The following is an 11485-nucleotide window of genomic DNA, read 5'->3' as shown; positions in this document are numbered from 1 at the left end:
TTCGCCACCGCATCAAACACTCTGCCCGCCCCAGAAAAAAAAACGTCACATCTCGGTTGTGTGGCTTGTGGGCCGGGTGGGGTTTGGCGCCCCCCGCGCCCCCCCCCCCCCCCCCACGACGATCAGTTCAGGCGGTGACCCTCGGCGGAGGCGTCGAAGATGTGCGCGTGCGCGTCGTCGATACGGACGTGGACGCGGTCACCCTTCTCGGGTGGGCTGCGCCAATCGGCCCGTGCGACGATGGTCTCGGTGCGGCCGTTGATGTCCGCACGGCCGAACACGAAGGCCTCGGAGCCGAGTTCCTCGACCACGTCGATCTCCAGAGCGATTCCGCTGCTCGCGATCTCGATGTGCTCGGGCCTGATGCCGAACATCACCTCGGTGGCCGAGCCGAGAGTTTGTCGCGGCACCGGTATCACCTGATCGGCCAGGCGAACGCCGCCGTCGGTGACCGGGACGCGGAACAGATTCATCGACGGTGAGCCCATGAACCCGGCGACGAACGCATTGACCGGCTTCCGGTACAGCTCGCGCGGGGTGGCGCACTGCTGCAGCACACCACCTTTCAGGACGGCGACGCGATCGCCCATCGTCATGGCCTCGACCTGATCGTGGGTGACGTAGACCGTCGTCGTCCCGAGCCGGCGCTGCAACTGCGCGATCTGGGTGCGCGTCTGGACTCGCAGTTTGGCGTCGAGATTGCTCAGGGGCTCGTCCATCAGGAACACCTGGGGTTGGCGAACGATGGCGCGGCCCATGGCAACTCGCTGCCGCTGCCCGCCGGAGAGCGCCTTGGGCTTGCGATCGAGAAACGGCTCGAGGTCGAGTAGATTCGCGGCCTCCTCGACGCGAGTGCGAATGTCGTCCTTGTTCGCCTTCGCCAACTTCAGAGCGAAGCCCATGTTCTCCGCGACGGTCATGTGCGGATACAGCGCATAGTTCTGGAACACCATCGCGATGTCGCGATCCTTGGGTTCGGAGTGGGTGACGTCCTTGCCGCCGATGAGGATGCGACCGGAATTGACCTCTTCGAGCCCCGCGAGCATCCGCAGCGACGTCGACTTTCCGCAACCCGACGGGCCGACCAGAACGAGGAATTCACCGTCCTCGATGTGCAGGTCGAGCTCGTCCACCGCGGGGGCGTCTGAGCCCGGAAACAGCCTGGTGGTGCGCTCGAAAGTAATCGTTGCCATGACAGATAGATCCCTCCACCGGCAGGAACGTGCCGGACGATCCGAGTGTGGGGTGACGGCGGGAGCCGACGGGCACATAGTATGGCCCCAATCACAACAAGGAGAGAGGTGGCTCGGTGAGCGGATCTGTGTCCAGGCGAACCGCCCTTCGAGGGCTCGCCGTCGCCGCAGTAGCCGCTGGTGCCGCTGCACTCCCGGTGGCGTCGACGACGCGCCGCGCGATGGCCGACGACTTCCTTCGTGGCCAGAGCCCCCTGCTGTTCCACTCACCGCCCCTCACGCCGTTCCGGGACGAGCTGCCCAGGTTGCCGCTGATCAGCGGTACCGAGGTGACGTTGGACGCGCACAGCTCCACCCACGTGTTCCACGCCGATCTGCGACCCGCGCCCACCTTCGGATACGGCCAGTGCGACTACCGCGGACCGACCATCGAGTCGCGGACCGGCCAGCCCTGGACACTGAAGTACTCCAACACAACCGCAGGCAACCCGCTCGCCGCCGACATCGACACCTCGCTGCACGGCATGAGCGAGATGGACCGCACGATGACACCGACGGCGCTGCACTTGCACGGTGCCGTCACCGAACCGGCGAGCGACGGTCACTCCGAGATGCTGGTGCGCCCGGGGGAGTCGATGACGCACAACTTCTCGGGGCTCAACGACGCCGCGGGACTCTGGTACCACGATCACGCCATGTCGATGACGCGCATCAACGTGTACGCGGGCCTGCTCGGCATGAACCTCGTGCGGGACCGTTGGGACACCGGTACGTCCGACAATGTGCTGGGTCTGCCGTCGGGTGAGTTCGAGCTGCCGTTGGTGCTGCAGGAAAAGATCATGAATCCCGACGGCAGCATGAGTATCCGTTCCAACATCACTGTGCCGCAGGGTAAATGGGAGGGCGGCGGCACCGGAGACGTGGGCGTCGTCAACGGCAAGATCTGGCCGACGATGGAAGTCGCCAGGGGAATGTACCGACTGCGCGTCGTCAACGCCGGGTCGTACAGCGTGTGGAACCTGTTCTTCACCAACAGACTTCGATTCTGGGTCATCGGGAACGACGGGGGATTGCTCGACGCTCCGGTGGAAGCCACCAGCATCCGACTCGCCCCGGCCGAGCGCGCCGACATCCTCGTCGATTTCGGTGCCGTGGAGCCGGGCGCACTGATCGAGCTGCTCAACGACGAGCCACCACCCGCTCAGGCGGCATCGCTCGGTGCGGTCCCGATGCCGATGTTCTGCCAGTTCCGCGTCGCGTCCGCGGCGGGGTTCCGGGGCGGCATGCCGACGCTGCTGCGCGGTGGCAAGGGGCAGCCGGATGTGTTGCCGCCGTTGCCGACCGCGACATTCACGCGAACGGTCACCGTCAACCAGCCGTCCGGTGGGCTCAACCTGGACATGACGCTGATGAACCTGAACAACCTGAGGTACTCGGACCCGGACATCGAGATGCCCAAGCAGGGGACCGTGGAGATGTGGAACATCGTCAACACGACGGTGGAGCCGCACCCGATTCACCTGCACCTGGCCCACTTCCGGACGCTGGGACGCATCCCGATCGACCTCGCCGCCTACCAACGTGATTTCCCCAGGCCCACATTCGGTACCCGATGGGCTCCGCCGGTGGAGAAGTTCCTCACCGGTCCGTCGGTGCCCCCGGCGGCGTGGGAAGCCGGGTGGAAGGACACCGTCAACACCTACCCGGGCACCGTCACGCAGATCCTCGTTGGATTCCCGACGGCCGACGAGCTCGGGTTCGACCCCGACGCCACCTTCGCCGGGCCGGCCGCGCACCACGGCGGCGAGCACGGTGGACACGACATGGGTGGGGGCGGCGAACTGCAGGGGTACATGTGGCACTGCCACATGCTCGATCACGAGGACCACGAAATGATGCTCAGGTACCGCACCGTCGCTCCGTGACAAAGCTTGTCGGTGGGTGGGTATAGCTTTCGTGGTGTGAAGACATGGGGGGATGTGTTCGGGCTCGGCGACCAGGATTTGGTCTCCGAGCTCGCTGGCGTGTCCTCCCTCGAAAACGAGCTCGCTGCAACGCGATTGACGCTGCTGGCGGAGATGGACCGGCGCGGTCTGGCCATGAAACTCGGCTACTCGTCGGTGACCCGGTGGTACGCGCGATCGGTGCGTATCACCGACGGGTCCGCGGCCCGTCAGATGGAGCTGGGGCAGTGGCTCACCGACCGGCCCAGCGTGTTGGGTGCCCTCGCAGGTGGTGACGTCCACGCCGCGCACGCCTCGGCGATCGCCGACGGCTACGCCACCGTGGTGGTCGCCGACCCCACCCTCGACGAACAACGCCGCGACGCGGTCGTCGCCGAACTGCTCGAAACCGCCATGCGCAGCACCGCCGGGCAGGTCGCCTCCCGCGCGCAGGCACTGGCGCATTCTGCGGCCGAGGACGCCAGAGCCCGCCACGAGCAGGCAGAGAAGCAACGACAAGAACAGGAGCGGGAACAGGAGCGGGAGCAAGAGCGGGACCGTGCGAGCCGAGCTGACGCGGGTGACGCAGCCGGCTCGGGCGAGCCCGAACCTGCTCGGCCCGAACCTGTTCCAGCTGGACCGCCGCCGATACCAGTGTCGGAGAACCCGGAGTTGAACCGTTTCGATGTTCACCCGCTTGCCAGTGGCCGCTTTCAGATGGGCGGCAACGTCGACCGACTCCTCGCCGAGAAGCTGCTCACCGCACTGTCGGCGTTGACCGCGCCGCAGCCCGGCCCCGGCGGTGAACGCGACCTACGTGGTCCGTCGAAGCGGCGGGCCGATGCCCTCGATCGGATCCTCGACCGGCACCTGAGCGGTGGTGGCCGCGGATCGGCGGGCGGGTCGCGGGCATCGGTGCACCTGATCGTCCCGCTGCGGGACCTGCTCGCCGACCGCGGACACACGCAATCGAACAGGCCAACAACGGGTTCGAAGGCATCCGGTGCAGGCGGCCACTCACAAACAAGCGATACCGAGGGCGGTCCCGATCGTGGCAACGGTCGTCGCGTCAGCGGGAGCGGCGCTGATGCCGATGCCGGTTCACGGACCGGTGATACCGAGGGCGGTCCCGATCGTGGCAACGGTCGTCGCGTCAGCGGGAACCTTGCTGGCATCGGTGACAGTTCACGGACCGGTGATGCTGGCGGCGGTCCCCACGTCAGCGAAAGCAGTGCTGGTGCCGGCGACAGTTCACGGACCGGTGATGCCGACACGGGTCCCGACGATGCTGATGGCGGTCACGACGTCGGGAGCGGTGTCGGCGACGGTTCACCGACCGGTGATCCCCGCGGCGATCGTGTCGGTCCCAGCACTGGTGCCGGTGACCATCGCGGACAGAGGTCGGCACCTGAGCCCGGTGATGCCGACTGGCCGTTCCACTTCGACTGGACCGGGCCGATGAGCCGCGCTTTTGCCGAACTTCTCACCTGCGATGCCGACCTCACACCGGTCATCGTCGACCACCACGGCGTCCCGCTCGCACTCGGCCGCACCACCCGACTCGCCAGCGACGACCAACGCATCGCCCTGACCATCCGCGACCGATGCTGCGTGATGTGCGGCCGCCCCGCACAGTGGTGCCAGGCCCACCACGTGAAGTTCTGGGAACACGGCGGCCGCACCGACCTGAACAACCTCGCGCTGGTCTGCGGAGAATGCCACCGCCTCGTCCACCACGGCGACTGGCAACTGCTCATGGGCGACGACGGACACCCCTACGCCGTCCCACCCGAATCCATCGACCCCACACGACAACCCATCCCCAGCTACCACCGCCGAAAACGGCGCGCAGCCTGACAACACATCAGTCGCGCCACTCGGCCGCCCAAGCCATTCCCTCTCTCGAAGCCGTGCGCCGGCCGCGCGGCTTCGGCGGGCTGGCCCCCTGCGCGCACGGTGCTGTCGATCAGCGCTGACGGGCCAGGCACCTCACACATCAGCAGTTTTCCTGCCCGCCCGAGCTTTCACCAACGCCGGGCTGGCTTTGAACAGTCGGTAGGCATCGATGTGGACCAAATCGCTGGCGGCACCAGCGGTGTACTGTCCGTCGCCTATCCGTCGCGCAGCGGTCGACGGCCGGTGTCCGAGGGAGCTACGAGACCGCGATAGTGCGTGGCGATCTCGCCCGGTGTGGTGAACCAGACGCCGTCGCTGTTGTCGAGCATGTGCTGCAGGGCGGACCGGAACCGGCGAAGTCGGTAAGGCTGTCCGGTGAGAAACGTGTGCAGAGAGATGGCGAGCACTACGGGTTGGTGCTCCGAATTCTCCTTCAGTTCGTCGAAACTGTCGATTATGTTGCGCTCGAACGTCGCTGCGGTCTGGTGATGGTGAACGAACACCGGAAGGTCGTTCACCTCGTGCGGGTACGGAACGCTGAGCAACGGGCCACCGCGGGTCCTCAGCCAGACCGGCTGATCATCGATGGGCCAGTCCAAGGTGTATTCGTAGCCACGTTCGGCGAGCAGGTCCTCGGTCACTCGGCTGGGGTTGGCACCGGGGCTCATCCAACCCCGAGGCGGTGCTCCCTCGTGGCGCTCGATGGCGGTCGTCACCTCGTCGATCGAGCGTCGTTCGGCTTCCTCGTCTTGATCGTTCGGTTGCACGGCGTTCGTTCGTCCGTGCGCGACGACCTCCGCATCGAGGGCGCGGAAGGCGTCGACCAGCTGCGGAGCATGCTCGTACACCTCGGTATTGACGAGCAATGTCGGGCGAACTCCACTCCGGTGCAACGTCTCTGCGATCCGGAAGCCGCCGACGCGGTTGCCGTACTCGCGCCAACCCCAGTTGTAAGTGTTCGGCTGGTCCATCCCGGGTGTGTAGCCCAGCCCTGGCCCTCCGTCGTCGTACGGGAAGTGCTCGCAGTTGACTGCCACGTACACCGCGAGGCGCGCCCCACCCGGCCACTCGAACTGTGGGCGATCGCCGATGGGGGAGTAGTCGAAGCGGCCATGAGAAGCGAGGGGCATGGCGACGGAATTGCCCATGGTCGATCAGCGCAAACTGTGGTGCCAGCTTGTCTGCGGTCGCCGAGTCGGATCCACTGCTGCAGTCGGCTGAGGTGAACGCGTGGATTACCACGACTGCGCATGCGGCCCCACGAACACCGACGGTCGAGATTGTCATCGGCCCTCTTTTGCCTGATTCGACGCAGCATTCGCGTGGCTACAGCAGGTCGAACCGACCTGATCGTAGAGCCTAGACAGTGGAAATAGTTTGGAAAGCGGTGCGCGCAGTCCAGTCGACTTTCCGATCAACCGGTGAGATCGAGACCGACTGCTTCCCGAAGCAAACTTAAAGTCAGGCTGGACTGTTTGTTGATTTAGCGCTACTGTGCCAAGTGTGACTACCGACACAGGGCTCGACGACTCAGCGCCCACCGAGCGCCGAACGCAGGCCGAACGCACTGCGGGCACCCGGGCGAAGCTGCTCGACGCCGCGATCGATTGTCTGGTCGAACTGGGCTTCGCCAAGACCAGCACCCAGGAGATCGCGCGGCGTGCCGGTGTCTCGCGGGGAGCGCAGCTGCACCACTTCCCGACCAAGGAGTCCTTGCTGATCGCGGCCGTCGAGCACCTCGTCGATCGTCGTCTCTCGGAGATCCTCGAAGCCGAACCGGACCCCGAGCGAGGACCCGAGATCCTCGCCGACGCATTCTCCGGGCCCCTGTTCTACGCCGCGCTCGAGCTCTGGGTGGCTGCCCGTACCGACCCGGCGCTGCACGAGGCGATGATCCCCTTGGAGCGGCGCGTCGCCGAGGCCATTCAGGGCGGTGCCCAGATCGTCATGGGTAGCCGGATGTCCCCCGAATCCATCGAGCTCAGTGTCGAACTCGCCCGCGGACTGGCCGTCTCGGCGCTGTTCCGCACTCCCGAAGCCGACGCGCTGCTGCGCGGTCGGCTCCTTCCCGTCTGGTCCGAAAAGGTGATGGATTCGTGAACGCAACTCTCCCCGAACAGCTCGACGTGCTGGTGGTCGGTGCCGGTTTCGCAGGCCTGGCCGCGGTGGCGAAGATCCTCGCCGCCGACCCGACCGCCGACGTGACCGTCATCGAGCGCGCGTCCGACGTGGGTGGCACGTGGCGAGACAACACCTACCCGGGGTGTGCATGCGACGTGCCGACCTCGCTGTACTCGTTCTCGTTCGCCCCGAGCCCCAAGTGGAGTCACACCTTCGCGCGTCAGCCCGAATTGTTCGACTACCTGCGTTCGGTGGTGGATCGTCTGGACCTGAACGATCGCATCGTCACGAACTGTGAGTTGCAGTCCGCGACCTGGGACGAGGTGAACAAGCGTTGGTCGGTGCAGACGTCGCAGGGTTCGGCGAGCGCGCGTGTTCTGGTTGCCGCCACCGGCGCGTTGTCCACTCCGAAGATCCCGGACGTCCCCGGCATCGACACGTTCTCGGGCACCGTGTTCCATTCTGCGACCTGGAATCACGAGCACGACCTCACCGGCGAGCGGGTCGCCGTGATCGGCACCGGGGCGTCTGCGGTGCAGTTCGTCCCCGAGATAGTCGACCGGGCCGAGCGGCTCACCGTCTTCCAGCGCACCCCCGCGTGGGTGATTCCGCGCCTGGACCGCACCATCGGCCGGCTCGAGCGCACGCTGTACGAGCGAATCCCTCTGGCGCACCGCGCGGTTCGCGGTGTCATCTACGGCTACCGCGAGGCCTACGTGACCGTGCTGGCGGACAACCCGTGGCTGCTGCCCGCGGTGAAGGTGTTCGCGAAATCGAATCTGAAGCGCCAGGTCAAGAACCCGGTGAAACGTGCGGCGCTGACTCCCGACTACGCGCCCGGCTGCAAAAGGCTTCTGCTGTCCAATGATTGGCTGCCGACACTGGACCGGCCGGACGTCGATCTCGTCACGTCGGGGCTGACGTCGGTGACCGAGAACGGCGTCGTCGACGCCTCGGGCCGCAACCACGAGGTGGACACCATCATCTTCGCTACGGGGTTCACCCCCACCGAGCCGCCGGTGTCGCATCTGCTGCGCGGCAACGACGGTCGGACGCTCGCGGAGCACTGGGGCGGTAGCCCGCAGGCGCATCTCGGCACCACCGTCGCCGGCTTCCCGAACCTGTTCCTGATGTACGGCCCCAACACCAACCTCGGGCACAGTTCCATCGTCTACATGCTCGAGTCGCAGGCCAACTACGTGGTGTCCGCGCTGCACGCGATGAAGGATCGCAGGATCGCGGCCGTGGAGGTCAACGAATCCGCTCAGCGGCAACACAATTCGTGGGTCGATTCCGCGCTCGACGGCACCGTGTGGAATGCCGGCGGGTGCTCGAGCTGGTACCTCGACGCCAACGGCCGCAATTCCACGATGTGGCCCACCTACACATTCCGGTTCCGCAACAAGACGCGCGAGTTCGACGTGCCGAACTATCGGCTCGTCTCCGACGCTCTCGACTCAGACAACGAGGTGGTATCCGCATGAGCGACTACGACGTATTGATCATCGGCTCCGGTTTCGGCGGCAGTGTCGCCGCGTTGCGGGCAGTCGAGAAGGGGTACCGGGTGGCGGTTCTCGAGTCCGGTCGACGGTTCGAGGACGACGAGCTGCCGAAGACCAGCTGGCGGCTGCGCAAGTATCTTTGGGCTCCGGCGTTGGGTTGCTATGGGGTGCAACGTATCCACCTGCTGCCCGATGTACTGGTGATGGCAGGGGCAGGCGTCGGCGGAGGTTCGCTGAACTACGCGAACACCCTGTATCAACCCCCGGCGAAGTTCTTCGAGGACCCGCAGTGGGGTTCGATCACCGATTGGCAGCGCGAGCTGAATCCGTACTACGACCAGGCCCGGCGGATGCTCGGCGTCGAGACCAACCCGACCATCACCGCCTCGGACAAGGTGATGAAAGAGGTGGCCGAGGACATGGGGGTGGGGGACACGTTCACCTCGACCCCGGTGGGCGTCTACTTCGGAGATCGCGGCCGCACCGCGCCCGACCCGTTCTTCGGCGGTGCCGGGCCCGAGCGCACCGGCTGCACCGAATGCGGAGCGTGCATGACCGGCTGCCGCGTCGGCGCGAAGAACACCCTCGTCAAGAACTACCTGTACCTCGCCGAACACGCAGGCGCGCATGTTCTTCCGTTGACCACCGTCGTGGACGTGCGGCCGAACGGCGCGGGCTACGACGTGGTGACGCGTCGGACCGGTGGCAAGCTGCGTCGCAAGGAGAAGACGATCACCGCCGATCAGGTGATCTTTTCGGCCGGCACCTACGGCACCCAGAAGCTGATGCTCGCGGCCAAGGAGAAGGGCTCGCTCCCGCGGTTGTCGGACAAGATCGGCTCGTTGGTGCGCACCAACTCCGAGGCCGTGCTCGCCGCGACCGCTCGCGGCCGTGAGGTCGACTACCACGAGGGCGTGGCCATCACGTCGTCGTTCCACCCGGACGATCACACGCACATCGAGCCGGTGCGATACGGCAAGGGCAGCAACGCAATCGGCCTACTGCAGACCGTGCTCAGCGACGGCGGCGGGAAGGTGCCGCGCGTGCTCAAGACGCTCGGCGTCGCGCTCCGTCACCCCGGCGCTGCGGTACGGAGCCTGTCGGTGCATCGTTGGTCGGAGCGAACCGTCATCGCGTTGGTGATGCAGACCGACGACAACTCGCTCGAGCTCGGATCCAAGAAGGGGCCGTTCGGGCGTCGCCTCACCAGCAGGCCCGGCGCGGGTGATCCACCGCCGCAGTGGATTCCGCAGGGGCACGAGGCAATTCGTCTGCTCGCGGACAAGATCGGCGGTGACCCGGGCGGGTCGATCGCCGAGATCGTCAACATTCCGATGACCGCGCACTTCCTCGGTGGCTGCGCGATCGGCGACTCGCCGCAGACCGGCGTGATCGACGGTTACCAGCGCGTCTACGGCTACGAGGGGCTGCACGTGCTCGACGGTTCGGCCGTCAGCGCCAACCTCGGCGTCAATCCGTCCCTGACGATCACCGCCCAGGCCGAGCGAGCAATGGCGTTGTGGCCCAACAAGGGTGAGCCCGACCGGCGACCCGCGGTGGGCTCTGGCTATCAGGAGATCGCACCCACTCAGCCCGTGCAGCCGGTGGTGCCGGTGTCGGCACCGGGCGCCCTGCGGCTTCCACTGACCGTCGTGGGGAGGGATTCCTGATGTGGAGTGTCACCGAATCCGATACCGATCGCACCGACTGGCCGGTCAGTCCGGCAGCGCCGTGGCCGGCGAACGTGCGAGCCACGATCTGGTGGCATCGGGCCCGCTCGTCGGACTTCGCACCTGTCGGTGCCAAGACGTTGCCGATCACGATGGCGATGGTCGTCGACTACGTCACCTCACCGGTCGGCCCGTACCGCGAGATCCTGGCGAGCCCGGTGCTGCGCCGCGACGTCGGACGCGTTCCGCGGATGGCGGTGCCGTTCATCGCCGTCGATTCCGCGACATCTGTCCACGGCGGCCGGACCAACTGGCACCTGCCCAAGGTGCTGGCCGAGTTCGAGGGTGACGTGCTGGGCGAGGCCGGGGCGAGCGGCGACGAATGGTCGGTGCGGACGACGTCCCGCGCCGTGGGACCGCAGTTCCCGGTGCTCGGCTCCCTCGGTTTCGCGCAGCCCGTGTCCGGCGGCTCGGCCATCGCCACCGCGAGCCTGAAGGGCAAAGCCAGGTTGGCCCGCGTCGAGGTGGACGCGAAGGGCCCGACGCTGAGTCGCTGGATGCCGTCGGGCACGTATTTCGGCTTGCAGATCGTGACCGGTTCGATGCGGACGGGTGAAGCGCGCCTGGTCGGCCAGCCCTGAACCCTTTTTCTTGACTTAGTCCAGATTAGGGGCATACTGGAGTGCATGCAGCTCACCGAACGCGTCGACCCCGCAGCGCAGTTGCGCTCGGTCGGTCTCCGCGTCACCGGACCCCGGGTTGCAGTTCTGAATGCGGTCACAGCCCGACCGCATTCGGACGCCGACGACATCGCTGCCGCCGTCCGTGAGGACGGTGGTTCGGTGTCGACCCAGGCCGTGTACGACGTGCTCAGGGCTTGCGTCGATGCAGGTTTGCTCCGTCGCATCGAACCCGCCGGCTCGGCCGCGCTGTACGAGAGCCGTACGGCGGACAATCACCACCACCTCGTGTGCCGAGAGTGCCGCGTGGTGGCCGATGTCGACTGCGCCGTCGGAGCGTCGCCGTGCCTCGTACCCGGGGACACGCACGGATTCGTCGTCGACGAGGCCGAAATCGTGCTCTGGGGTTTGTGCGGCGACTGCACGAGGCATTCCGTCTGACATTGCGGTCCAGCGTACGGCCGCTCGGTTTCACAGCTT

Annotated in this window: 9 protein-coding genes; 7 read left to right on the top strand and 2 right to left on the bottom strand. The window is 66.5% G+C overall.

Annotated elements, in window-relative coordinates:
- Nucleotides 1–122: 122 nt before the first annotated feature.
- On the bottom strand, nucleotides 123–1193 hold the full coding sequence (locus R3P93_RS13680; RefSeq protein ID WP_094638718.1) for an ABC transporter ATP-binding protein: 1071 nt from the start codon (nucleotides 1191–1193) through the stop codon (nucleotides 123–125).
- A 116-nt stretch (nucleotides 1194–1309) separates the two neighbouring features.
- On the opposite strand from R3P93_RS13680, the gene R3P93_RS13675 reads away from it, so the two are divergent.
- Both R3P93_RS13675 and R3P93_RS13670 read left to right on the top strand, forming a co-directional pair.
- A complete protein-coding gene (locus tag R3P93_RS13675; protein ID WP_317533242.1) occupies nucleotides 1310–3118 on the top strand; it encodes a multicopper oxidase family protein in 1809 nt (602 codons plus the stop codon).
- Nucleotides 3119–3154: 36 nt separating this feature from the next.
- Nucleotides 3155–4993, top strand: coding sequence for a DUF222 domain-containing protein (locus R3P93_RS13670; protein WP_317533241.1), 1839 nt, complete (start codon nucleotides 3155–3157; stop codon nucleotides 4991–4993).
- 254 nt (nucleotides 4994–5247) lie between these two features.
- Here the strand turns inward: R3P93_RS13670 and R3P93_RS13665 are convergent, their stop codons facing one another.
- On the bottom strand, nucleotides 5248–6180 hold the full coding sequence (locus R3P93_RS13665) for a polysaccharide deacetylase family protein (RefSeq protein WP_317533240.1): 933 nt from the start codon (nucleotides 6178–6180) through the stop codon (nucleotides 5248–5250).
- Nucleotides 6181–6526: 346 nt separating this feature from the next.
- Between R3P93_RS13665 and R3P93_RS13660 the strand changes: the two genes are divergently transcribed.
- From R3P93_RS13660 to R3P93_RS13640, 5 genes are read left to right on the top strand one after another with little or no spacing between them, the layout of a single operon-like run.
- Complete coding sequence (locus tag R3P93_RS13660) at nucleotides 6527–7132, top strand: TetR/AcrR family transcriptional regulator (RefSeq protein ID WP_394855302.1); 606 nt, start codon at nucleotides 6527–6529, stop codon at nucleotides 7130–7132.
- Nucleotides 7129–8637: a flavin-containing monooxygenase gene (locus tag R3P93_RS13655; protein ID WP_068054035.1), complete on the top strand. Its 1509-nt coding sequence runs from the start codon at nucleotides 7129–7131 to the stop codon at nucleotides 8635–8637. The genes R3P93_RS13660 and R3P93_RS13655 overlap by 4 nt, the downstream gene beginning before the upstream one ends.
- Nucleotides 8634–10325, top strand: coding sequence for a GMC oxidoreductase (locus R3P93_RS13650; RefSeq protein ID WP_094687634.1), 1692 nt, complete (start codon nucleotides 8634–8636; stop codon nucleotides 10323–10325). The genes R3P93_RS13655 and R3P93_RS13650 overlap by 4 nt, the downstream gene beginning before the upstream one ends.
- Nucleotides 10325–10966, top strand: coding sequence for an acetoacetate decarboxylase family protein (locus R3P93_RS13645; protein WP_317533239.1), 642 nt, complete (start codon nucleotides 10325–10327; stop codon nucleotides 10964–10966). Before R3P93_RS13650 ends, R3P93_RS13645 begins: the two co-directional genes overlap by 1 nt.
- Nucleotides 10967–11011: 45 nt before the next feature.
- Entirely contained in the window at nucleotides 11012–11446 is a 435-nt protein-coding gene (locus R3P93_RS13640) for a Fur family transcriptional regulator (RefSeq protein WP_149407288.1), read from the top strand.
- The last annotated feature ends 39 nt before the right edge of the window (nucleotides 11447–11485 follow it).

The organism is Rhodococcus cerastii (assembly GCF_033042195.1).
GTDB lineage: Bacteria > Actinomycetota > Actinomycetes > Mycobacteriales > Mycobacteriaceae > Rhodococcoides.
This window is presented reverse-complemented; position numbering and strand designations above follow the sequence as displayed.

What these genes read in the sequence shown, in the direction of transcription:
- R3P93_RS13680 (WP_094638718.1), bottom strand. Translation starts at nt 1,193, where the DNA reads ATGGCAACGATTACTTTCGAGCGCACCACCAGGCTGTTTCCGGGCTCA.
- R3P93_RS13665 (WP_317533240.1), bottom strand. Translation starts at nt 6,180, where the DNA reads ATGGGCAATTCCGTCGCCATGCCCCTCGCTTCTCATGGCCGCTTCGAC.
- R3P93_RS13650 (WP_094687634.1), top strand. Translation starts at nt 8,634, where the DNA reads ATGAGCGACTACGACGTATTGATCATCGGCTCCGGTTTCGGCGGCAGT.
- R3P93_RS13645 (WP_317533239.1), top strand. Translation starts at nt 10,325, where the DNA reads ATGTGGAGTGTCACCGAATCCGATACCGATCGCACCGACTGGCCGGTC.
- R3P93_RS13640 (WP_149407288.1), top strand. Translation starts at nt 11,012, where the DNA reads ATGCAGCTCACCGAACGCGTCGACCCCGCAGCGCAGTTGCGCTCGGTC.